25 protein-coding genes and 2 pseudogenes are annotated in these 21,337 nt (G+C 59.7%); 19 read left to right on the forward strand and 8 right to left on the reverse strand.

What is annotated here, in order from left to right; all coding sequences use genetic code 11:
• Positions 1–199: 199 nt before the first annotated feature.
• Positions 200–451 carry a DUF6555 family protein gene (locus HB675_RS24130; protein WP_213881674.1) on the forward strand — a complete coding sequence of 84 codons (252 nt, stop codon included), beginning with the start codon at positions 200–202 and terminating at the stop codon, positions 449–451.
• On the opposite strand, the gene HB675_RS24135 is transcribed toward HB675_RS24130, so the two are convergent.
• Positions 448–660, reverse strand: a complete 213-nt coding sequence (locus HB675_RS24135; protein ID WP_213881675.1) for a hypothetical protein — start codon at positions 658–660, stop codon at positions 448–450. The two genes, HB675_RS24130 and HB675_RS24135, sit on opposite strands and share 4 nt — an antisense overlap.
• A 33-nt stretch (positions 661–693) precedes the next feature.
• Here HB675_RS24135 and HB675_RS24140 point away from each other — a divergent pair, with 33 nt between their 5' ends.
• From HB675_RS24140 to HB675_RS24155, 4 genes are all read left to right on the forward strand, one after another.
• Complete coding sequence (locus HB675_RS24140; RefSeq protein ID WP_213881676.1) at positions 694–888, forward strand: hypothetical protein; 195 nt, start codon at positions 694–696, stop codon at positions 886–888.
• A gap of 16 nt (positions 889–904) precedes the next feature.
• Positions 905–1,531: an isochorismatase family protein gene (locus HB675_RS24145; RefSeq protein WP_213881677.1), complete on the forward strand. Its 627-nt coding sequence runs from the start codon at positions 905–907 to the stop codon at positions 1,529–1,531.
• 97 nt (positions 1,532–1,628) lie between these two features.
• Positions 1,629–2,561 carry a sensor domain-containing diguanylate cyclase gene (locus HB675_RS24150; protein WP_213881678.1) on the forward strand — a complete coding sequence of 311 codons (933 nt, stop codon included), beginning with the start codon at positions 1,629–1,631 and terminating at the stop codon, positions 2,559–2,561.
• 138 nt (positions 2,562–2,699) lie between these two features.
• Positions 2,700–4,280, forward strand: coding sequence for an EAL domain-containing protein (locus HB675_RS24155; RefSeq protein WP_213881679.1), 1,581 nt, complete (start codon positions 2,700–2,702; stop codon positions 4,278–4,280).
• Between the two features lie 4 nt (positions 4,281–4,284).
• Here the strand turns inward: HB675_RS24155 and HB675_RS24160 are convergent, their stop codons facing one another.
• From HB675_RS24160 to HB675_RS24190, 7 genes are all read right to left on the reverse strand, one after another.
• Complete coding sequence (locus HB675_RS24160) at positions 4,285–4,599, reverse strand: ArsR family transcriptional regulator (RefSeq protein ID WP_213881680.1); 315 nt, start codon at positions 4,597–4,599, stop codon at positions 4,285–4,287.
• Positions 4,600–4,650: 51 nt separating this feature from the next.
• Complete coding sequence (locus HB675_RS24165) at positions 4,651–5,775, reverse strand: alkene reductase (protein WP_213881681.1); 1,125 nt, start codon at positions 5,773–5,775, stop codon at positions 4,651–4,653.
• Positions 5,776–5,906: 131 nt separating this feature from the next.
• Positions 5,907–7,445 (reverse strand): cellulase family glycosylhydrolase, encoded by a 1,539-nt coding sequence (locus tag HB675_RS24170; RefSeq protein ID WP_213881682.1) that lies wholly within the window; start codon positions 7,443–7,445, stop codon positions 5,907–5,909.
• 50 nt (positions 7,446–7,495) lie between these two features.
• Entirely contained in the window at positions 7,496–7,684 is a 189-nt protein-coding gene (locus HB675_RS24175) for a hypothetical protein (protein ID WP_213881683.1), read from the reverse strand.
• A gap of 52 nt (positions 7,685–7,736) precedes the next feature.
• Positions 7,737–8,162: a cell wall hydrolase gene (locus tag HB675_RS24180; protein WP_213881684.1), complete on the reverse strand. Its 426-nt coding sequence runs from the start codon at positions 8,160–8,162 to the stop codon at positions 7,737–7,739.
• A gap of 59 nt (positions 8,163–8,221) precedes the next feature.
• A complete protein-coding gene (locus HB675_RS24185; protein WP_213881685.1) occupies positions 8,222–8,590 on the reverse strand; it encodes a hypothetical protein in 369 nt (122 codons plus the stop codon).
• A 157-nt stretch (positions 8,591–8,747) separates the two neighbouring features.
• Entirely contained in the window at positions 8,748–9,350 is a 603-nt protein-coding gene (locus tag HB675_RS24190) for a hypothetical protein (RefSeq protein ID WP_213881686.1), read from the reverse strand.
• A gap of 167 nt (positions 9,351–9,517) precedes the next feature.
• On the opposite strand from HB675_RS24190, the gene HB675_RS24195 reads away from it, so the two are divergent.
• The 14 genes and pseudogenes from HB675_RS24195 (at position 9,518) to HB675_RS24260 (ending at position 20,527) form a co-directional block, all read left to right on the forward strand.
• Complete coding sequence (locus tag HB675_RS24195; protein WP_213881687.1) at positions 9,518–10,186, forward strand: XRE family transcriptional regulator; 669 nt, start codon at positions 9,518–9,520, stop codon at positions 10,184–10,186.
• Positions 10,187–10,338: 152 nt separating this feature from the next.
• Positions 10,339–10,587 (forward strand): DUF1654 domain-containing protein, encoded by a 249-nt coding sequence (locus HB675_RS24200; protein WP_213881688.1) that lies wholly within the window; start codon positions 10,339–10,341, stop codon positions 10,585–10,587.
• A gap of 119 nt (positions 10,588–10,706) precedes the next feature.
• Complete coding sequence (locus HB675_RS24205; RefSeq protein ID WP_213881689.1) at positions 10,707–12,086, forward strand: cytosine permease; 1,380 nt, start codon at positions 10,707–10,709, stop codon at positions 12,084–12,086.
• 58 nt (positions 12,087–12,144) lie between these two features.
• The gene (locus HB675_RS24210) at positions 12,145–13,779 is read left to right on the forward strand and encodes a hypothetical protein (protein WP_213881690.1); all 1,635 of its coding nucleotides are present in this window, start codon (positions 12,145–12,147) and stop codon (positions 13,777–13,779) included.
• A 304-nt stretch (positions 13,780–14,083) separates the two neighbouring features.
• Positions 14,084–14,551, forward strand: a complete 468-nt coding sequence (locus HB675_RS24215) for a hypothetical protein (protein WP_213881691.1) — start codon at positions 14,084–14,086, stop codon at positions 14,549–14,551.
• A 268-nt stretch (positions 14,552–14,819) separates the two neighbouring features.
• Positions 14,820–14,954, forward strand: a complete 135-nt coding sequence (locus HB675_RS24220; RefSeq protein WP_213881692.1) for a DUF1654 domain-containing protein — start codon at positions 14,820–14,822, stop codon at positions 14,952–14,954.
• A gap of 57 nt (positions 14,955–15,011) precedes the next feature.
• Positions 15,012–15,443 (forward strand): translesion error-prone DNA polymerase V autoproteolytic subunit, encoded by a 432-nt coding sequence (gene umuD / locus HB675_RS24225; protein WP_213881693.1) that lies wholly within the window; start codon positions 15,012–15,014, stop codon positions 15,441–15,443.
• Positions 15,430–15,648 (forward strand): hypothetical protein, encoded by a 219-nt coding sequence (locus HB675_RS26050; RefSeq protein ID WP_256737667.1) that lies wholly within the window; start codon positions 15,430–15,432, stop codon positions 15,646–15,648. The genes umuD and HB675_RS26050 overlap by 14 nt, the downstream gene beginning before the upstream one ends.
• 46 nt (positions 15,649–15,694) lie before the next feature.
• A complete protein-coding gene (locus HB675_RS24235) occupies positions 15,695–16,327 on the forward strand; it encodes a TetR/AcrR family transcriptional regulator (RefSeq protein WP_213881694.1) in 633 nt (210 codons plus the stop codon).
• Between the two features lie 50 nt (positions 16,328–16,377).
• Entirely contained in the window at positions 16,378–17,319 is a 942-nt protein-coding gene (locus HB675_RS24240; protein ID WP_213881695.1) for an alpha/beta hydrolase, read from the forward strand.
• A gap of 1 nt (position 17,320) precedes the next feature.
• Positions 17,321–17,761 carry a DMT family transporter gene (locus tag HB675_RS24245; protein ID WP_213881696.1) on the forward strand — a complete coding sequence of 147 codons (441 nt, stop codon included), beginning with the start codon at positions 17,321–17,323 and terminating at the stop codon, positions 17,759–17,761.
• A gap of 121 nt (positions 17,762–17,882) precedes the next feature.
• Positions 17,883–18,629: a glucose 1-dehydrogenase gene (locus HB675_RS24250; RefSeq protein WP_213881697.1), complete on the forward strand. Its 747-nt coding sequence runs from the start codon at positions 17,883–17,885 to the stop codon at positions 18,627–18,629.
• Between the two features lie 191 nt (positions 18,630–18,820).
• A pseudogene (umuC, locus tag HB675_RS24255) lies at positions 18,821–19,987 on the forward strand (translesion error-prone DNA polymerase V subunit UmuC); the annotation flags it as partial.
• 77 nt (positions 19,988–20,064) lie between these two features.
• Positions 20,065–20,527, forward strand: a pseudogene (locus HB675_RS24260) (response regulator).
• Positions 20,528–21,337 lie beyond the last annotated feature (810 nt).

Consider the following 21,337-nt stretch of genomic DNA (forward strand, 5'->3'; position numbering starts at 1 on the left):
GCGCGCGCTCCTACCGCGGTCCGGTGGGAGTCGCAGGAGCCTGCGAGATCTTCGCCCACGTCAGCCGAAACCATCACCGCGCATCTGTTGTTTCATGACAGGCCCTGATGGAGGTCCCTGTCAGGCCGTTGAAAACAAAGTGAATTATTTTTTTCCGAGGTTATCTGTAACCTCAATCAGGATTTCGAGACCGTTGCAAATGAACAGCCTGCTCTACACCATTGACTACATCCTCCACGGCGAAGCCCGCAGCTTCGTGATCCGCGCCGACAAGATGGACACTGCCCAGGCCTGGCACTGGGCGAGTTGCGATGCGGGGTTTGGGCATATCCCACGCAGCCCGCGGGACCAGACACGCCGCACGACCCGGCCGGTGGCCGAGCGGTTCGGGATTTCCGAGGTAAAGTGGCGCAGTGTCGATGCGCCCGAGGCGGGAGCCCCGGGCTTTTAAAGCGGTTCTGCGAACGTGTCGGGTCGAGGATATTGCCGCGGCAACTCGACCCAGTTGCGGGTACAGCGAACCAGCTCGTTGTTGCGAAGTTGCCACAGCGGGCCGGAGAACACCCCGGCGTTGACCATATCCCTGAGCCTTTCCTGGGCATAGAGGTAGTCGAGCCGTGCTTGCCGACTCCTGGCATGGAATGCCGCCATTTCTTCCACATCGGGCTCCGGGGCGATCCGCCTGGATGGCGGATGATCAGCCTTTATACGCTATCGCGATCAGACCTGCTTCAGGCTGCGCATGATGCCGGCCGCCTGCAATCCTTGCTTGAGGATTGGCAGCCGGCGCCGCAGGATGTCTACTTGAGCGATGTCCCCAGCCTTCAGATGAGCACCCAGGTCAGGGTGTTTGCCGCGTGGGTGACCGAGCTGTTTTCACGCTTGTAACCAGAGAGAGATGCCGATGAAAAGCACCACCGCGACCTTCGATGTCGACCCCCAAAAAGGCTTCACTCCCCTGTGCCCCGACGAGCTGCCCGTGACCGGCGGCGAGACACTCGCGCCCGTGCTCAACGCCATGGCGGCGCTGGGACGCTTTCGGGTCGGCTCCAAGGATGCCCATTCGACGTCCGCTGCCTGGGTCAACCCGGACCGCAGCCAGATGGCGGCGCCCACCGGGCTGACCGAAGCGCCCTTGCACTGGCCGAGCCACTGCGTCATCGGCACGCCGGGCTTCGAGCTGCTCGATGATCTGCCCCACCCGCAGGACTATGACTTCTTCGTCTGGAAAGGCGTGGAGTCGGATCTGCACCCCTTCGGCGCCTGCTATCACGACGTGTCCGAGCGGCGCACCACCGGGGTGATCGAAGTGCTCAAGGGCCAAGGCATCGACCGGGTCATCGTTGGCGGCCTGGCGTTCGACTTCTGCGTCAAGGACACCGCGCTGCAACTGGCCAGGGCCGGGTTTGAAGTGATCGTGGTCAAGGAGGCCTGCAAGGCGATTTCCGAGGAGACGGCGGCGGCGGCCATTCAGGCGATGGAGGCCGCCGGGGTGGCGATTGTCGAGACGCTCGGGCAGGTGGCCGGATAACGGACCGTGATCCAGGCCTCATGACGGCGTTAATGATTGGCGACGACGAACCGGTAACGCTTATCATCGCGACCACCCTCCCCGAGCCCTGTTCGCCATGACCGACGCCACCCTTGATACGCTGGACGTTCCGTCCAGGGTGTACCAGACCCTGCTGGAATCGACCAAGGCCATACCCTGGCACATCGACTGGGCGACCATGACGTTCACCTACATCGGCCCGCAGATCGAGGCATTGCTGGGCTGGCCCCAGGACAGCTGGCAGAGTGTCAACGACTGGGTCGAGCGCATGCATCCCGAGGACCGCGACTACGTTGTAGACTTCTGCGTGTCGCAGTCCAAGGCCGGCGTCGATCACGAAGCCGACTACCGCGCCCTGACCCGCGACGGCCATTACGTGTGGATCCGCGACGTGGTCCACGTGGTCCGCCAGGAGGGTGAAGTCCAAGCCCTGATCGGCTTCATGTTCGACATCAGCGAGCGCAAGAAACAGGAAGAGCAACTGGCTCACTTGCATCGTGAACTTGAAGCACTGTCCTACCAGGATGGCCTGACCGGCATCGCCAACCGCCGCCGCTTCGACAACACCCTGGCCAAGGAGTGGAGCGAGGCGCAGCGTAGCGGCCAGCCGCTGTCGCTGATCCTGATGGATATCGACTGCTTCAAGCAGTACAACGACCAGTATGGCCATCTGCGCGGCGACGAATGCCTCAAGCGCGTCGGCCAGCTCTTGAGCCTGGCCGCGCAACGACCCCGCGATCTCGTGGCGCGCTTTGGCGGTGAAGAGTTCGTCTGGCTGCTGCCCGACACTGATGCCGAGGCGGCCCGCGAGCTGGCCGAGAAATGCCGGGTGCTGGTGCGCCAGCAACGCATCGCCCACGAGCTGTCTCCCGTAGCACCGGTGGTGACCCTGAGTCTGGGGGTAGGCACCGTGATGCCATCCCCTGAGCAATCCAGCACGAGCTTTGTCGAGCAAGTAGATCGGGCGCTGTATCAGGCCAAGCGCGAAGGGCGTGATCGGGTGGTGTGAATCCGACGGGGCAGATTGCCCCTCAAGAATCCGCTGCCAGCGCCGATATCAACGTGCAATCTCACTGGATGGCTGGCGACTGACCCACTGGGCCGAGCCAAGACCCAGCCTTGTCTCATCAGCCCGAGCAGTACGGTTATGCGCAGCAAGACAATAAGACATTTGACGGTGGCCGCTGCCGTGCTGGTCTTCGTCACGGCCGTCGGCACATTCGCGTATCTGGCAGTGCTCAGTGGCCGTGAATCGGCGCGAATCTGGCTGAGCGGCATCGCTTCGGATGTCAGCCACCGCTCTGCCTTGACGGCGGCGCAGGTCAATGACCTGGTCAGCGCGCAACGCAACGCCGGTCTTCGGCCGTGCTCGCCCGATCACCTGGCGCTGATGCAACAGCTGCTGCTCAAAGCCCATTACCTTCAGGGGCTGGCGTACATTCAGGGGAACGAGCTGCTGTGTTCGACCCTGCCTGCCGCTGATACGCGGCTCGACCTTGGCCCGGCCCAGCACATCACGCCCCGTGCCGGCCGCCGCTGGGGCGCGGTGGTGTTGCCCGGTTTGCCTGGCGCCACTTTCACCATCAGCGAAAGAGACGGCGGGTACGCCGCGATCATTGCGCCGCATCTGGTGCTGGATATCTCCAATGATCAGACCGACATTTCCATCACGCACTTTCGCGACCTCAACGGTGGGGTGGTTCGCTCCAAGGGTCCATTCGACCCGGCCTGGCTGGCTCGCTACCACGGGTCACCGCTGAGCTTTTCCGACGCGGGCCTGTTCGTCTATATCCAGCCCTCCACTGACCAGGACACCTCGATGTTGGTGGCCGTGCCGGACGCACGGGTGACCCATTTGATCCGCGCTGTGCTGCCCGGCTATCTGGGGGTCGGCATCGTTCTGGGGCTGGGCCTGGCCGCGTTGCTGTTTGCGGTGATGCGTTACCGGCTGTCGTTCAAATCCCGATTGCTGCGCGCGCTCAAACGTCGCGAGTTTTTTTTGCTTTACCAGCCGGTGATGGACCTGCGCACCGGAGAGTGCGCCGGCGCCGAAGCATTGATTCGCTGGAAGCCGCCTGAAGAAGCGATGATCAGCCCGGTGGTGTTCATCCCGGCCGCCGAGGCCAGCGGGCTGATCCGCCGGGTCACCGCGCAGGTGATGGAAATGGTCGCACAGGATATCGGCGCGCTGATCAAGGAGTGCCCCGAGACGCACATCGGCATCAACCTTTCTGCCGAAGACCTGCACAGCGAGCAGACTGAACAGCAGCTGCTGGCACTGATCCGCAAGGCTGGCGGCACGCCGGACAACGTGATGATCGAGGTCACCGAACGCGGCCTGATGGAGCCGGAGAAGGCCCAAGAGGTGTTGGTGTCAATCCGCGCCCATGGCTTCAAGGTGGCCATTGATGATTTCGGTACCGGCAATTCGAGCCTGTCCTACTTGTCCACCTACACCTTGGATTACCTGAAGATCGACAAGGCTTTTGTCGATCAGATCGGTGATCAGCGCTCCAGCAGCCCGCTGCTGTTTCACATCATCGAAATCGCGCGGTCGCTGGGGCTGAAAATGATTGCCGAGGGCGTCGAGACCGAGCACCAGCGCAACGTGCTCAGGGACGCGGGGGTGCACCTGGCACAAGGTTGGTATTTCGCCAGGCCCATGCCCATCGACGAGTTGGGGGCGTTCATTCGCCATTGCCGCGCGGTCGAGGCAGCGGGGGCGTAGGCCTTCAGACCTTCAGGTTCGACACCAGCTGCGACACCACCGCCTGCAAGCGCGCTTCGTCGCGCTTGTAGTAGGTCCATTTGCCCACCTTGGTCGCGATCACCCAGCCTTGATCTCCCAAGGCCTTCAAGGACTGCGAGGTCGCGGGCTGCGACAGCCCGGCCTTGTCTTGAATGAGGCTGGCGCACACACCGTACACGGAAAAGTCATACAGCTGCGTGTAGGCCTGAAAGCTGTCCTCGGGTCGCGCCAGCCAGCCCAGAATCAGTCGGCGGGTGGGATGGGAAAGCACCTTGAGTGCGTCGTTCAAATCCGTCATGGGAGCCATTTTGCGGCAGGCGGGGACGACCCCCGCCGTGGGTCGACGATTTTATGCCTTGCTGGCGGGATAGTCGATGTAGCCATGCGGACCACCGCCGTACAAGGACGCCGCGTCCACCGGGTTGAGCGCCAGCCCCTGACGCAGGCGATGGGGCAGGTCCGGGTTGGCGATGAAAGCGCGACCGAAGCCGAACAGATCACCCCAGCCGCTGGCGAGTACTTCGCGGGCCTTGGCTTGGGTATAGCGACCGGAATACATGATCACGCCCGAATACACCTCGCGCAGCGCCTGGCGAAAAGTTTGCGGCAGGTCGGGGCTGTTGTCCCAGTCGGCTTCGGCAATGGAGAGATAACCGACCTTCAGGCTTTCCAGCAGCGCGCAGGCCTGGACGTAGGTGGCGTGGGGATCGCGTTCTACCAGCCCGAGATAGACTCGTTCTTCATCGGTGGTCTCGAACAGCGGCGCAAAACGCACCCCCACCCGCTCGGCGCCGAACACGCCGATGACCGCCTCGCAGACCTCGCGCAGAAACCGCAGACGGTTATCCAGGGAACCACCGTACTGATCCGTGCGCTGATTGCTGTGCTCGGAAATGAACTGGTTGATCAGGTAGCCATTGGCACAATGCAGCTCGACACCGTCGAAGCCGGCGGACTTGGCATTGATCGCCGCGAGCCGGTACAGCTCGACCAGCTCGCCGACCTGCGCGGTGGTCAAGGCCACCGGCTCGCTGGGGTCGGCCAGCATGCCGCTGTCCGGGCCGGTTTCGACGAACACCTTGACCGCCGTCGCCCGAATCGCCGAGGGTGCCACGGGCGGCTGCCGATCAGGTTGCAGGCTGGTGTGGGAGACCCGACCGACATGCCAGAGCTGGCAGAAAATCACCCCGCCTTCGGCGTGCACGGCGTCGGTGACCTTGCGCCAGCCTTCGACCTGAGCCTGGGTGTGGATGCCGGGTGTCCAGGCGTAGCCTTGGCCGCGAGGTTCGATCTGGGTGCCCTCGGTGACCATGAAGCCAGCGCTGGCCCGTTGACGGTAGTAAGTGGCCATGAGGTCGTTGGGAATGTTGCCGGGCTGGCTGCTGCGCGAGCGGGTCAGGGGTGGCAGGGCGATACGGTTTCTGAGGGTGAAGAGACCGAGTTGCAGGGGTTGGAACAGGTTGCAGGCAGGCATTTGAATGAGGTCCGTAATGAGGAAAGCCAACACATTAAAACATAATGATGTTTTAATGTGTTGGCCATTTTCAGGGTTGATCAAACGAGTACAGAGCACCTGCCGGAGACAATCCCCGGCCGACGTTCCACTCAGCTGGTGGGCTTGGTCTTGCCGACGTTGCTGCTGAGATGGTCGATGACGATGGGCAGCACCGTGGTGTTGTCCACACCGTTCACCGGGCCGATGGAGGTGTTGGAGGTGAAGTTGTCACCGGCGGCCCAATAGGTGCCGTTGAAGCTGTACTGATCGAACAGCCACATGACATTGTCGAAGTCGGTGCGGTAGTTCACCGAGCTGGTGCTCGAGTCGCTGGGCACACCGTACTCGCCCATGAACACGGTGACGCCCTTGTCCGCCGCCCACTCCCCCACCTGCTCGATCTGCGCGGTGAAGCGATCGCGGGTCGCCTCGGTCCAGTCAGACGTGTACGTGCCGCTGTAGTCCGGGTCGAGGTAGTAGTGGAACGACATCTGGGTGAGGTTGAGCGAGTCGACCCAGGGCACGTCAGGGTAATACCCATAGTTGTCGCCGAACACCGCCACGCCATTGGAGCGATCACTCTCCCAGACCACCCAGCCGGTGTAACCCGCCGCGCGGACGGCCGCGATGGCCGCGTTCTGCATCGTGCAAACAGTGGCCAGGGTGCCGCCGTCGGAACTCCAGGGCACGAAGTTCTCCAAGGTGCTCTCGTTGAGGTTCCAGTCTTCGTAGGTGCCGGTGCCGATCACCCCCTGGATGTTCATGTCCCAATAGATCAGGGTCTGATCGGCCCCGGTGGTGAAGGACACGTCGACCCGGGTGCGGGTGGCCGCATCGGCGATCACCTGCGTGGCCAGGGCCACTGCGCCAGTGTCGCCACTGTTGGCCACGGCGTTGATCGTCAAGGTGTTGGTGCCTTGGGTGGTGGACTGGGTCACGTAGAAGCTCATGACATAGGTCGTGTTCGCTTGCACCGCATAGCCCGTGTCGTGGCCATTGTTCCAGTGACGGATGACCTTGTACTGCGCTGTGGTCGCATCGAGGATCAACTGGCCGCCACCGGTGGTGCCACCCGTGGCGCTGATGCTGAAAGGTGCAGTGACGAACCAGTTGGCGCCGGTGTCCGGGTTGCGAAACTGCGGGTCGGTCATCAGCTGTTTATAGGCCCGGGTGATGTAGTTGAACTCGCTGGTCTCGACGCTGAGCCCGGCCGGCTCGTTGACCAGGTCGATGCCCCAGAAGGCGGTCTTGCCTTCGATGTACGTGGCGATATTGGCCCAATCGCTGGTCCAGGCGCTGATCGGGTAGGCGTCCGAGCCCAGTTGAGCGAGGGCGCCGTCGACATAGCGCGTGGCGAAATCATGACCGTCGAGCAGCACCTTGATGCCAGCGGTGTCGGCGTACCCCTGAATCGTGTCCAGCTGGGAGGTGCCGGTGGCATTCAGCGCCGCGCCAGGGGTGTCGAACCATCTGCCCAGCTGCACGGGCAGGCGAATGATGTTCATGCCTTTGCCAACCCAGTATTGAAAGTTGGCCAGGGTCGGCAAAAAATAATCGGTACCGGGCGTTCCGGGGAGCACGTCCTCCGAGTACTCCATGCCACTGAGGCTGATGCCGCGACGCGGGTCGGTGTTGGTAGTGGTGGTCATTGGGTGTGTTCCTTCAGGTTTGGGGGATGAGACAGAACGCGATGAACAACTCAGGACGCGCTGGCGGTGGCACTGGCAAGAGCGGCTTGACTGGCCGCAATCACCGTCTCGGCTTCGGTCAGTTTGTGCGCCAGGTCACTGCTGTCGGTGACGCCAAGGGCCGTTTTGATCCGTTCGGCGAACTCGACAACGGTGTTCAGGACGGTCAGGGCTTCGCTGATTTTGCTGATGATGGACATAGGGGTATTGCTCCTGTTGAGGTGAGGTGCAGCGGGTAAAAAGGGTCGGGGGTCACGCCACGTCCTTGAAGAACAGCTGGCGGCCGATGCAAGCCGTTTCCATGGCATCGGCGGCCCAGCCGGGACGATGGGGCAATGCAAGCGAGTAGTAGTGGGTGGCGCCATGGGTGGGGTCCGCGACGCTGGCATCCATCACCCGCCGCGCCGCCGTCTGGGCCTGGGCAAGCTCGGTGGGTAAAATCGGCTGGGCGCCGCTCACCCAGGGGTAGTTCGGGTCATCACGGTTCCAGCAACTGAACTGGTACGGGGCCTGGCAGACGCCCGCCCAGCCCTCGCCCCACCAGGAGTCGGCGATGCCATCAAACACCCGGTTACGCACCACCCAGGCGACGGCGATCATGCCGGGCAGGCCTGCACCGCGCGCCTCTCCCCAGAGTGTCCGAGCGAGAATGTCGAGGTCGTTTGCTGCGTTCGTCATGCTGAACTCCAGGCATAAAAAAACCCGCTCAAGGCGGGTTTGGAGGATGTGTGGCGCAGTCACGACTCAAGCGTGCCTTGGACAGTTTGCTGCAGGCGCGCGACCTGCTGACGCAATTGGTCGTTTTGCTCGGCGAGGTGCTTCATTTGCTCCTCGAGCCGAGCATTGGTGGCGTTTTGATCAGAAAAAGTCTGGACCAGGTCATTGATGCGGTCACTGAGCGAACGATTCTCGGCATCGGCTTCCTTGCGCAAGGTGCGCTCTTCGGCCAAGGCTTTCTCAAGGCGGTGGATTTCCTTGTTATCGGCGCGGCGCTCGGACAGGTACTTGCTCAAGTACACGGAGACACCGAACAGCACGCACAACCCCCAACTGACCCAACCAGCGAGGGTCGTCGGCGCCTGGCTGATCAGTTCTGATGGATCCATGGATCGAGACCACGCAATGACAAAGCCCCGGCAGATTGCTCTGTCGGGGCTGTTGAAAATCAGTTTTTTTCAGATGTTTGCCTTAAGGCAAAACTCTAAATGTGGCCAAATCATGTCATTCGCCGAGCGGGAAGTCAAGGCCTCGTTTGAAGAAAGCTCAAGCCGCCTTTTTCATCTGGGCGATCACGGCGGCAATCGGGCTCAATGCCATGCCGTCCATCTCCTCGCAGCACTCGAACGTACGCTGGACAAAGCCTTCCCATTCCCGCGCCCAACGAACCGACGCCAGGCGCACATCGAATTCGTTCAGCAACCAGGCACGAAATCTTTCCGGGCTGGCCAACGGGTCCTGATTGGCCGACTGACCGCCCTGATGCATGTAGCGGTAGCGGCGCATCACACCCTTGACCACGTACTCCAGCTTGTCGCGCTTGGCGGCGGTCATGCGCGGCGATCTGGCGAGGACCCTGGCAAAGATCAGCTCCTCGGCCGCCTCGCGAATGTCGTCGGCATCCCGAGCGCTGGTCTGCGGCGCATACATGAAATCGCCGAACACCCGTAGCCGGGGGTCAAGCGTGGCGATGGCCGACCCGATCCTGGCCGCCAACGTGAAGTGGGCGGCGGCATTCGCGGTCACGCCCTTGTCTGTGGTCTGCACCGCCGCACCCAGCAGGCGGCGCTGGTCGAGCCCGGCCAGGCCATTGCGTGTCTGGTGGTAAGTGCAGTCGTGCCACGCCTGGCGTGGGCAATGGATCTTCATGGGGCTTACCTCGTGGTCTCGACAAATCAGCGCTCGGCGGCGAGTTTTTTTCGTTCGATGGGTTGGACGCCGCATGGCGCACCCTTTCGATCGCATTGATAATAAGCAGGCTTATAACCTAGGCAAAAGCAAACTTATTTGCAATGCAATAAGTGTGCTTATATTGTATGGTCATGAACACACTTGCCGAACGCATCAAGATCGCCCGCCAGCACGCAGCACTCACCCAGAAGGCTCTGGCCAGACAGGTTGGCGTCGAACAGCCGGTCATCTCTCAGCTGGAGACCGGCAAGAACCTGCAAAGCGCTCATCTGCCCATGATTGCCCATGTGTGCGGCATCAGCGCCATTTGGCTATCCGACAACATCGGCATGATGGTGCCTAGGCGGGAGGGTCATGGCGATCGCAATGTCGGCATGATCGGCCAGCCCGACCTGACCTTTCGCTACCCGGTGATCTCGTGGGTGGCTGCCGGTGCCTGGTCCGAGGCGATCGAACCTTTCCCGCCCGGCTTTTCCGACCGTTACGAGATGTCCGAGTACGACTCCAAGGGACCCGCCTTCTGGCTTGAAGTCAAAGGCGATTCGATGACGGCACCCAGCGGCCAGAGCATTGCCGAGGGCACCTTCATTCTGGTCGACACCGAGGCAGACGTTAAGCCCGGCAAGCTGGTCATCGCCAAGCTCGCGGACAGCAACGAGGCAACGTTCAAGAAGCTGGTGGAAGACGGCGGCCATAAGTACTTGAAGCCGTTGAACCCGGCCTACCCGACCGAACTCTGTGCGCACGACTGCCGGATCGTCGGTGTGGTGGTGCGGGCATTGATGAAGCTGTAAAGACCCTGTCTGAGCGAGCCCGCTGTCCAGCGGGCTTTTTAATGCCTGGATGAAACTTTCGGCAGCCGAAGGGCTGAATCTTGAGCAGCACTTGCGAATTGACGGCCCGGCAAATACTGTTCATGCATACAGTATAACCCAGGAGATTCGCCATGTTTGCACCCACCGCCTTTACCCGCAGCGAGCCCGGCTACGAGGACATTGGCCACCGCGTACAGCGCATCATCACTGACCCTAAAGTGCAGAAGGTCCAGTCCGTCACCGTCACTCGCCTGCCCGATGAACGCCCCGAGGACTGGCGACGCCTGATGGAGGAGATTTCTGAAACCGCAGGCATCCAGGTGGAACCCCTGGGCGGTGACAGCATCAAGATTGGCTGGCGGGGTTATTGCGAGGTGTGAACGTTGCCGGTTCTTCCCAGGCGTGTGCGGGGTCGTTACTGCCTATGTAATGTTCGTGGTCAGGCCGACGCCTGATCAATGCCTGCTGCACAATAAAGAAAATGGAAAAGGAGGCAGTCGTGCAGCTGGAAAAACGAAGTATCGAGTTTGTCCCTCACGCCGAGCGCTATGGCACACCAGGACGATTGTTCACGATCTGGTTCAGCTCCAACTTTCAAATTACCGCGCTGATGGTGGGTACTTTGGGGATTGTTTCGGGACTGAGTTTCGCCTGGACCCTGTTCGCCCTGCTGATCGGCAATCTCGTCGGCACCGTGTTCATGGCCGCACACTCCGCTCAGGGGCCCCATCTGGGCGTGCCCCAGATGATTCAGAGCCGGGCTCAATTCGGTGTCTACGGTGCAGCGATTCCGTTGCTGGTGATGGTCGTTTCAGCGGTGCTGTTCCTGGCGGCCAGCGGTGTCTTGATGCGCGATGCACTCAAAGCCCTGCTACCGGTCAGCAATAACCAGGCGATCGTGATCGTCGGTGTACTGACCTTCATCATCGGCTTCGTCGGCTACGAGCTGATTCACCGCCTGGGTGCCTGGATGAGCCTCATCTCCAGCCTGATCTTTGGCGGTGCGCTGGTCCTGATTCTGCTGCACCACCACGACCCGATATCGGCCACCGCGACCGGCAAGCTTTTCTCGTTCACGGCGTTCAACCTGGTCGTCGCCCAAGCGGCCTCCTGGACGCTGGGCTATGGCCCCTACGTCGCCGACTATTCGCGTTACCTGCCGGCCGACGTCGACACCCGTACCACCTTCTGGACCACCTACTCCGGCTGCGCCCTGGGCTCGTTCTCGATGATGGCCCTGGGCGCGCTGCTGGCCGTCATGATCCCGGCCGCCCTGGGCCAGGACCCTGCCACCGCCATTGCCATGCTGTTCGGCCCGTGGGCGCCGCTGGCGCTGGCCGTGATCGCACTGGGCGTCATTCAATACAACGTGCTCTGCCTGTACAGCGCCTATATGTCTTCGGTAACGATCACGGGCGCCTTCGGCAAACTGCGACAGGTCACCCCCTCGGCAAAAGCCTGGGTGATGGCCGCGCTGGTGGTGGCGGCGACCTTGATCGCCATCGCCACCCAGTACCGCTTCGACACCTTCTTTGCCGACATTTTGATTGGCCAGCTCTACCTGCTGATTCCCTGGAGTGCCATCAACCTGGCTGACTATTACGTCGTGACCCGCGGTCACTACGACGTCAGTGAGTTGTACGATCCAAAAGGCAAGTACGGAGGGTTCAACTGCCGTACGCTGGCGGTGTATGCGGTTTCGATCATCGGCACGATTCCGTTCATGAAGTTCTCGTTCTACACCGGATTCGTGGCGAGTTGGTTGGGCGCAGACATCAGCTGGGTGGTAGGCCTGGTGCTCGCGGCGGTGTTGTATTGCATGGTGAGCCGGCAACCATCGGTCAGACCCCGTGATCTGCGCTCGGTCAATGCGGACTAAGGGTCAGCGGTCTGTGGCGGCAGGCGGCTGACCCAGATCGACAACCGGTCGCCCCTGCGTGCGCTATTACCGGCGCGGCGTCACGGCACTGCTATGCTGTCTCCAGCTTTTTTCGCTTTCGCGTGTTTGCAACGTTCCCGAACGTTGCCAATCGCGTGCATTGATTCAAGGAATGTCGTCGTCCGGGAAGCAATTTCGCGCCTTCCCTCCTCGTGTTGTCTGTGCCGCCCTTGTCCGCAGGAAGATAGCCCCACACCTAATAACAAGGGAGCTAAACACCATGGCCGTGACATTGAATACCTCGATTCACTGGACGTCAGCCAGCGCGGACGATCTGTTGATGCTGGAGAATCTGCAACCCAACATCCTCAAAGAACACACCCGTGACTGCTCTACCCTGCTGTTCTTGAAATTTGCGCAGCCCGATGAGGGCAAAGCGTTTCTGCGCAGCCTTGTGCCCCATCTGAAATCCACCATCGATCACCTGCAGGAAATTCGTGCCTTCAAGAGCACCAAGGTGCCCGGCACGCCTTATGTCGGCGTGGGCCTGACTGCCACTGGCTATGCTGCGCTTGCGATCGACAACGTGCCAAGCGACGCGGCGTTCCAGCATGGCATGCAAGGCAATGCCGACTTGCATGACCCCGACGTGGCCACCTGGGACGTGCCCTTTCGCAACCCCGCGCAGCTGCATGGGGTCATTATCATCGGCGACTCCAAACTGGCGCCGATGTCCAAAAAGCTTGCTCAGATACAGGCTCTGATCACCGCCCACCCTGGCGTGACCGTGCTCGGTTCCCAGGACGGGCGCGCCCTGCACAACAGCAACGGTGACGGCATCGAGCATTTTGGCTATGTGGATGGCCGCAGTCAGCCGCTGTTCTTTGACGAAGACATCACCGCCCAGCGGCTACTCACCGACGGCGCTCAGGTGTGGAACCCGGCCTTTGCTTTGCAGCAGGCCATCGTCAGCGACCCGGCAGCCCCCGAACCCGATAAACACTTCGGCAGCTACTTCATCTTTCGCAAGCTTGAACAAAACGTGAAGAGATTCAAGGAACACGAGCTGACCTTTGCCAACACCCTGGGCCTTGATGACAAAGAACGCGCTGGCGCCATGCTGCTGGGCCGCTTCGAAGACGGCACGCCGGTCACCGCCCAGTTTGCCGATGGCAACCACAACCCGGTGCCTAACAACTTCAACTATGGGAGCGATGCCGAGGGCTCGAAATGCCCATTTCTGGGCCATATTCGAAAAACCAATCCGCGCGGCAGCGGTGGCTTCGGGCAGTCAGAAGAGGCCGAGCGCGCGCACCTGATGCCCCGTCGAGGCTTGACTTATGGCCTCAGGACCGACAATCCCAACGACGGCAATATCCAGAACAAGCCGGAGAAAGACGTGGGCCTGCTGTTCATGGCTTTCAACAGTAACATCGGCAATCAATTCGAGTTCACCCAGGTCAGCTGGGCCAACAACCCGAAGTTTCCCGAGGTGGTCGCGGGGCCGTTTCCGGGTGTCGACCCGGTTATCGGTCAACTGCCCAAGGGCACGCCACGGGCCACGGTTCACTGCCCGGTTGAATGGGGCAATCCGGACACTGTGAAAACCGTGGCGAGCGTGCCGCAGGCAGTCACGATGAAAGGCGGTGCGTATTTCTTCATGCCGTCGCTGGCGTTTTTTCACGCGTTGTGAAGAGGCTGTAGCACCCTCATGACATCTCGTGGCTGATCCAATCAGTCACTGAGGTCCGAACCGGCTTGCACCCCGACAGCGTGCGTGCATTGTCACCTGCGCGCACCAGGCCAGTGGCAATCGAACCGCCGGTAAAGCCGGCGGCACCGGGCCCATTCAATTTTGCGCTGGGGGAACGAATCCCACGTAGCACCTTGCATCAACGGATCATTTGGCCGGCGTGGGCATTGGCACTGGCGAGTAGTAACCTTCGAGGCATTTTTTCTGAAGCTCGTAGGTTTGATCGTTTACGGGCTCTTTGGCGATGTACCAGGAAGAGCAATGCTGGTTGCTGGGTGAGTATTCGCTGGTCGTGCAGCCGCCCAGCAAGAGCGCTGGCATGATCAGAGTGACCGTGAGCAGAAGCCGGAACATGAGGTGGATCCTTAGGATGGGCACCCAGTGTTTCGGCCTGCTGAATCGTTTCTTTAAACTAAGCGACGGCGTGGTGTCACAGAGCTCGGGCTTCGGCAGTGCGGCCTCGATAGGAACCGGAGCACTGGTGGCTGGTGACGACACAACCGTCACCCGGCAAGCCGGACAGCGTCTGTACTTCAATCGCATGGGCCCGCCGCTGATTCGCCAGGATAACCGCCGACACAGCCGATTCGCGGTGGTCTTGACTCACCGTGATGGCTCAGCGTCAAGGGTGGTGAACGCTCGCAGTTTCGATAAGGCCAAGCAGTTCGCGGATGCGCTGGAGACCCTCAGGATTGCGGCGCCCGAGAACTAGGCTCGGTGCAAATGCCCCCCGTGTCGAGTACTCAGGGCGAGCAAGGTCCATGGCGACGCCCCATTTTGAGCTCCGGCCGGGTATCCCACTCGATGGAACCCCAGGCCAAGGCGCGCCGCCTTGCACCGGCATCACGGGAACTGGATGGCTGCCACGGCCAGCGGTACCTCGAAGCGGGCGCAGACCATCCAGCGGTGCTCAATCAAAAAACGTGTCACGGCAACGAGCGATCCGCTAAAGTACTGTCTATAGATACAGTATCAAAGCAATGGAAATGGCAAATGTTCGTGCAGACGATCGGCACCGGATCATGGAAGAGCTGGCCGACACCGATAACGTCACGCTTGCCCATTGCGACGATGGCCACGTCCAGGTGTTCTGGACCGTACCCCAAGAAGACTGAACAAGAACCCTTTTTGCCCGTATCCGGGCGGTTTTTAACACGTTGATGGTGACACCCATGTCGTACTCGATCATAGGCCCCTTGCAGGAACAAGGCGTGCCCCTCCCGCTTTACTCCCACCTGGTACCCGCAGGTTTCCCTTCGCCGGCAGCCGATCACCTGGAAAAGCACATTTCCCTGGACGAGCTGTTCGAGATTCGAGCCCCGCATGTGTACCTGGTGAAGATCGAGGGCGACAGCATGATGGGCGCCGGCATCTATTCCGGCGACCTGGTGATCGTGGATCGGGGCCGTGAAGCTCAGCACGGCGACATCGTGATTGCAGCGCTCAACACCGAGCCGCTGTGCAAGCGGCTGCACAAGAGCGGCGGCAAAGTCATTCTGATGTCGGAGAACAAAGGCTACCCGCCGCGCTACATCCTGGAAGGTGACGAGCTGGCCATCTGGGGAGTGGTTCGCTACAGCGTGCGCGATCATGCCTACGCATGATCCTGTCTTTGCGCTGATCGACTGCAATTCGTTCTACGCAAGCTGCGAGCGCGTGTTCCGGCCCGACTTGGCCAAGACACCGATCGTTGTCCTTTCCAACAACGATCTGAGGGGTGGAAGTGTTAGTAGTTCGTGTACAGCCCCCGTAACTCGTGACGTACCCGGAGCCCCCATTTCCGATCCTACGAAAACCCACGCAAGATAACGAACCGAGAAACGTAAAATTTTTGCTTCTAGGTCTTTATTTGGAAATGTTTATTTCCTATACTGTCCCCATGGTCACCAAATCTGAAATTTCTGCCCGCCCCGGCCGGCCACGCGAGTTCGACACCCAAGCGGCCCTGGACAAGGCGATCACGCATTTCAGTGAATATGGATTCCACGGCACCTCGATCTCGGACTTGAATGCGTGTCTGGGGCTCACTTCGGGCAGCATCTACAAAGCCTGGGGCGACAAGCGTGGCCTGTTCCTGGCAGCGCTTGATCGGTATATCGCGCTCCGTGCAGAAGCTATTGCTGCTTGCCTGGCGAGCGCACACTCGGGCCGTGACAAAATCGAGTCCCTACTCATTCACTATGCACGCCTTAGCTGCGAGGCGACAGGCCTTACAGGATGTCTGGTGGTCGAAACCGCCGTTGAGCTTTCGTTGGCGGATAAAGAGATTGCAACCTTGATCGCTGCGCAGCAGAACAGGCGAGAAGCCCAACTGCGCGGTCTGATCGAGGAGGGCCAGCTTGATGGTTCTATCCGTAAGGAGCTCGATCCCGCCAATCTGGCAAAACTGCTCTTGACCCTTCAGCAGGGTATGCGGGTGGTCGGCAAAACGAAAACTGACGCCAAGCGAATGCTTGGAATGGTTTGCGAGCTGATGCAGTTGCTTTAATAGCATTTTACTTAATTAGGAAACGATCAATTCCATTTTCTGGGGGAGTCATGAACGTTCGATCAGAGCAGCCGCAGCACGTTGGCGCAGATTTCATGATGCGCACCGATTTCTGGAAGCGCTTTCACCATGCAAGTGCGCGCGTTGGCGATGTCAATCTTCACTATGTTGAGGGAGGTGATGGCCCGCCTGTATTGCTGATTCCTGGCTGGCCACAGAGCTGGTATGCATGGCGCTATGTAATGCCGCAACTGGTGGATGCCGGTTATCGAGTCATTGCGGTCGACCCTCGCGGTATGGGGGAAAGTGATGCACCGATAGGTGATTATGATCTGGGTACTGTAGCCGCTGAACTGCGCTCATTTGCTGAAACAATAGGGCTATTCGAAAATGGGCCTATCGATGTTGTAGGGCACGACGTAGGCACTTGGATTGCTTATGCATGGGCTGCAGACTGGCGCTCGGATATCCGACGCATCGCATTGCTTGACGCTTTGATTCCCGGCGTTTCTGCGCCGCGTACTGACCTGCCCGTCGATGAGGCTAACCGACGTAGTTGGCATTTTGCGTTCAACCAACTCGACGATCTCCCAGAGCTGTTGATTAGCGGACGCGAAGAGGTGTTTCTCACTTGGTTGTTTCGGGTCAAGTCACTGCAGCCCTGGACTATCACCGCTGAAGACATCGCCATTTATGCACGTCAGCTGGCCGCACCTGGCGCATTACGAGCCGCGACCCGCTACTACCAGTGCGCCTTGTCGCCAGAAGGAGTTGCCGCAAACCGGCTCCGCGCTGAGAAGCCAATTGATATACCGGTGTTGGCGTTGGGGGCGGATCGAGGGGTCGGCGATCATATTGTCAAGGCGTTGCAGGCCTTGGCGACTAATGTTCAGGGTGATGTGATCCTTAACGCCGGCCACTATCTGCCAGAAGAAGCCGCCAATCGAATAGCCGATTTGTTGGTGGACTTCCTCGGGCCGCAAGGGAAATAACATGCCTTTGTTCCTGTTTCTCCTGGCCGCCGCCGCTGGCGTGATGCTGCCCCTGCAGGCGGTCGTGAATGCCCGGTTGGGACGGGCAATAGGCGGCCCTCTGTGGGCAGCAGCGCTCTCGTCGGTGGTTGTAGCGACGATACTTGCCTCCCTCGCGCTGGCCTTAGGGAAGCCTTGGCCAAGACTTTCTCAGATGACAGGCCTACCTTGGTGGGCCTGGATCGGAGGGCTATGCGGCGCTGTTGTGCTGTCCGCAACCACCGCCGTCGCTCCTCGTATTGGCGCCGCCAACATGATCGCATTGGTCATGACAGGGCAGGTTCTTGCGGCCATGACTCTGGATCGCTTGGGTTGGTTCGAGATGGCTATACAGCCCTTTAGCGTTCAACGAATGGCGGCGGCAGTATTACTAATTGCTGGTGCGGTGCTGATGAGTGTTTAGGTTTTCGAAAAGCTCTGAGGCGCGGGCGCGCGATATTTGCTGCCGATGAGGAGTTGGCCGTAAACGCTCACCACATCGGCGCCGTTTACGGCCTTAACATTACGATTAAAAGGTAGAGCATATGAAGAGTCTGGAAGGGAAAGTGGCACTCGTTACCGGTGCATCCAAAGGTATTGGCGCTGCCATCGCGAAGGCACTGGCCGCGCAAGGCGCTGCCGTGGTTGTTGGTTATGCCAAAAGCCAATCGGCAGCCGAAACGGTAGTTGCTCAAATTACAGCGGCAGGAGGACGGGCAACGGCGACAGGTGGCGACGTCACTAAAGCTGAAGACGCCGAGGCGTTTGTTCACTCAGCCATTGACGAATTTGGTCGCTTGGATATCGTGGTCAATAACTCCGGGATTTATGCTTTTAGCCCAATCGAACAGGTTACTGAGGACGATTTCCATCTTCAATTCAATACCAACGTGCTAGGCCTACTCCTAGTGACTCGTGCTGCCGTCAAACACCTGGGCGAAGGCGCCAGCATCATCAACATCAGCTCGAGTATCACCTCCCTGTTGCCAGCAGACTCTGTTCTTTACAGCGGCACAAAAGCTGCTGTCGACGCCATTACCGGGGTGCTTGCTAAAGAGTTAGCTCCGCGCAAAATCCGAGTAAACGCGATTAATCCGGGATATACGGAAACCGAGGGCACCCATCGCACCGGTATCACCGGGTCGGATATGGAAAAAAATCTGATTGCCTCAACGCCTCTAGGTCGAGGTGGAAAGCCCGAAGATATTGCCGATGTGGCCGTGTTCCTGGCTTCGGATGCCGCGCGTTGGCTGACGGGGGAGCGGCTTTTCGCCTCCGGAGGGGTGCGTTAGCCCGCATAGATTCGAATAACATGAGAAGGGTGCCGTGCTTATCAGTCACCTAGGACTGGTTACAGGCATAAAGCCTGGCACGATATTGTATTGATATCGCACCTGCGGTCTCAACGGGAAAATGTTAGGAGCTTATTGTGTTGTAAAATCAACAGGTTGTGGCTTACTAACAGTTAGCTTCATTCAGATACAACGATGGATGCGTGATCGCCCGAAGCTATGACGCCAAGCCCTTCGTCAAAATGGGTGCGCCCTATTTTCAGATCAAGGACATGTTGCGCAAGGAAGGTATTGTCGCCTTCAGCAGCAATTACGCGCTGTACGGGCAAATTTCCGAGCGCGTGATGTCGGTGATCGAGTCCATGGTGCCGGCGCTGGAGATCTACTCCATTGACGAAGCCTTCGCGCTGCTGACCGGCGTACCGGGCAGCCTCGATACGCTCGGGCGCACCCTGCGCGCTCGCATACTGCAATGCACCGGCATCCCGGTCGGTGTGGGCATCGCCAAAACCAAGACGCTGGCCAAGCTGGCCAACCACACGGCCAAGCGCCTTCAGCAGCAGACCGGGGGTGTGGTCGATATCTGCGACCCTTTCAAACGCGATTGGGTGCTGCGCAACACGGCGGTTGAAGAGGTGTGGGGAGTCGGCCGCAAGCTCAAGGCACACTTGCAGGCCATGGGCATTCAGACGGCCATGGACCTGGCCAAGGCCGACGCGCGCACGTTGCGCATGAAATTCAGCGTGGTGCTGGAGAAAACGGCGCGCGAGCTCGCCGGCACGCCGTGCCTGGAGCTGGACGACCCGGACCCGCCAAAACAGGAGATCTGCTGTAGCCGGATGTTTGGCAAACGGCTGACCGACATCGAGCCGATCAAGGAGGCGGTGGCCACCTACGTCCAGCGCGCCGCCGAAAAGCTGCGGGCACAGAATTCGCTCTGCAAGAAAATCCGCGTCAGCGTGCGTACCGGCATGTTCAATCCCGACGAAGCCAAGTACGCCAATGGCATCCTGGTCGAGCTGCCCTACCCCACCAACGACGTCCGGCTGATCACCAAGGCCGCCGTCCAGGCCGTCGACCATCTATTCAGACCTGGCTTTCGCTACAGCAAGGCCGAGGTGCTGCTGATGGATCTGCGGCAACCTGGTGAATTCACCGACGATCTGTTTGCCGCGTTGCAGCCGGTGGCCACCAACAAGCTGATGGGCGTCCTGGACGAGATTAACGGTCGCTGGGGACGCGGCACCCTGCGCGCAGCGAGTGTGCCAGCAAACCCAGACTGGGCGATGCGCCGCGAGCTGATGAGCCAGAGCTACACGACCAGGCTCGACCAGCTATGGACCGTGAGCGCCAAGTAACGTTAAGCGATGAGGGATAGGTGCTAGTCTTTTGGGCACCTGCTAATGTATTGGCGTTTTTTTCAAGTGATGCCGCTATGTTGAAACCAATACTCCTCGTGGAAGACAACGAGCGAGACCTTGAGTCTGACCCTTTTGGCACTCGAACGTACTCAGCTTGCCAATCAAGTTATCGTTGTTAGGGATGGCGTTGAGGCCTTGGACTACCTGCTTCGCAGCGGCTCTTTCGCAGATCGAGACATGGGCAATCCTGCGCTCGTCCTGCTCGATCTGAAGCTGCCAAAAGTCGATGGATTGCAGGTGCTTGAGGCGGTCCGAGAAACTGAGCATTTGCGCAGCGTTCCGGTCGTCATGCTTACCAGCTCCAAAGAAGATACAGACCTTGGCCGCGCCTACGAGCTGGGCGCCAATGCCTATGTTGTGAAGCCAGTGGCATTCAAAGAATTCGTCACCGCTGTAGGCGATTTGGGCCTTTTCTGGGCGGTTCTGAACGAACCCCCTCCTGGCTCAACCCGCATAACTCCCGTTATCGGTGAGTGAGTCTCAGCCAGGCTTTAGCCTGCCTTCAAAGCGCTACCTGCCAACCTCATTCCAATGAGCAAGGTCTTCGTAGTACTGATATTCGCATGCCCGAACCACGCCTGCACCTTGGCAATGTCTGCCTCATGCTCCAGGCCTTTGATAGCCGCCGTGCGCTAGAGAAGCTAAGGAGAACATCTGTACTCCTTCGACACCTGTACTGCCTGAGAAGGGCCTTTTCCAATTGAATGATCTGGAAGATAGATATCTCACATTGAATGGCTCCAAGCGACTATGGTGGATGTTCTGCGCAGCAATAGTGCAGTCCAGGTCACCTCGGCCAGGATCTTGGAGACGTCAATGCTTTCCCTCCTGGAAATGCAGCGTGTAATCGAAACGGCGTTCCTCCCCTACCTCTTGCCGATGCGAAATCAACTCCGCCGGCGTGATGATTGTCTACATTGGCGATCAAAGGTCCAGTCGAGCTATCGCTGAAGCCGTCTGCGATCTGGAAGGCAAATATCAGCTCAGACGCATAGGCCAGCGTCGTTATGTATAACGGAATTTATGCGAAAGACCGTTCTCTTCAGGCAAGGACGGTCTGGGCGAGTCCGGATTGATTTTATCGAGTGGCAGAATCAGACTATCACCCCCTGCTGCGCCCCATTCCCCCTGGCGATGCCCATAATTGATCTATTCCCTCACCACCCATCGAATCCGCCTTTCTAAACAAGGAACGCGAAGCATTTCCCATTGCTCTTAACAGGATGGAGATGGTGTCAGAGAAGGAAAGAAATGTTATGCCCCCTCGAATTTTGCTCGTCGAAGACG

The organism is Pseudomonas sp. dw_358 (assembly GCF_018449655.1).
GTDB lineage: Bacteria > Pseudomonadota > Gammaproteobacteria > Pseudomonadales > Pseudomonadaceae > Aquipseudomonas.

Coding starts and splice junctions, on each gene's coding strand:
- HB675_RS24130 (WP_213881674.1), top strand. CDS start 200: ATGAACAGCCTGCTCTACACCATTGACTACATCCTCCACGGCGAAGCC.
- HB675_RS24140 (WP_213881676.1), top strand. CDS start 694: ATGATCAGCCTTTATACGCTATCGCGATCAGACCTGCTTCAGGCTGCG.
- HB675_RS24145 (WP_213881677.1), top strand. CDS start 905: ATGAAAAGCACCACCGCGACCTTCGATGTCGACCCCCAAAAAGGCTTC.
- HB675_RS24150 (WP_213881678.1), top strand. CDS start 1,629: ATGACCGACGCCACCCTTGATACGCTGGACGTTCCGTCCAGGGTGTAC.
- HB675_RS24155 (WP_213881679.1), top strand. CDS start 2,700: ATGCGCAGCAAGACAATAAGACATTTGACGGTGGCCGCTGCCGTGCTG.
- HB675_RS24160 (WP_213881680.1), bottom strand. CDS start 4,599: ATGACGGATTTGAACGACGCACTCAAGGTGCTTTCCCATCCCACCCGC.
- HB675_RS24165 (WP_213881681.1), bottom strand. CDS start 5,775: ATGCCTGCCTGCAACCTGTTCCAACCCCTGCAACTCGGTCTCTTCACC.
- HB675_RS24170 (WP_213881682.1), bottom strand. CDS start 7,445: ATGACCACCACTACCAACACCGACCCGCGTCGCGGCATCAGCCTCAGT.
- HB675_RS24175 (WP_213881683.1), bottom strand. CDS start 7,684: ATGTCCATCATCAGCAAAATCAGCGAAGCCCTGACCGTCCTGAACACC.
- HB675_RS24180 (WP_213881684.1), bottom strand. CDS start 8,162: ATGACGAACGCAGCAAACGACCTCGACATTCTCGCTCGGACACTCTGG.
- HB675_RS24185 (WP_213881685.1), bottom strand. CDS start 8,590: ATGGATCCATCAGAACTGATCAGCCAGGCGCCGACGACCCTCGCTGGT.
- HB675_RS24190 (WP_213881686.1), bottom strand. CDS start 9,350: ATGAAGATCCATTGCCCACGCCAGGCGTGGCACGACTGCACTTACCAC.
- HB675_RS24195 (WP_213881687.1), top strand. CDS start 9,518: ATGGTCATGAACACACTTGCCGAACGCATCAAGATCGCCCGCCAGCAC.
- HB675_RS24200 (WP_213881688.1), top strand. CDS start 10,339: ATGTTTGCACCCACCGCCTTTACCCGCAGCGAGCCCGGCTACGAGGAC.
- HB675_RS24215 (WP_213881691.1), top strand. CDS start 14,084: ATGTACCAGGAAGAGCAATGCTGGTTGCTGGGTGAGTATTCGCTGGTC.
- HB675_RS24220 (WP_213881692.1), top strand. CDS start 14,820: ATGGAAATGGCAAATGTTCGTGCAGACGATCGGCACCGGATCATGGAA.
- umuD (WP_213881693.1), top strand. CDS start 15,012: ATGTCGTACTCGATCATAGGCCCCTTGCAGGAACAAGGCGTGCCCCTC.
- HB675_RS26050 (WP_256737667.1), top strand. CDS start 15,430: ATGCCTACGCATGATCCTGTCTTTGCGCTGATCGACTGCAATTCGTTC.
- HB675_RS24235 (WP_213881694.1), top strand. CDS start 15,695: ATGTTTATTTCCTATACTGTCCCCATGGTCACCAAATCTGAAATTTCT.
- HB675_RS24240 (WP_213881695.1), top strand. CDS start 16,378: ATGAACGTTCGATCAGAGCAGCCGCAGCACGTTGGCGCAGATTTCATG.
- HB675_RS24245 (WP_213881696.1), top strand. CDS start 17,321: ATGCCTTTGTTCCTGTTTCTCCTGGCCGCCGCCGCTGGCGTGATGCTG.
- HB675_RS24250 (WP_213881697.1), top strand. CDS start 17,883: ATGAAGAGTCTGGAAGGGAAAGTGGCACTCGTTACCGGTGCATCCAAA.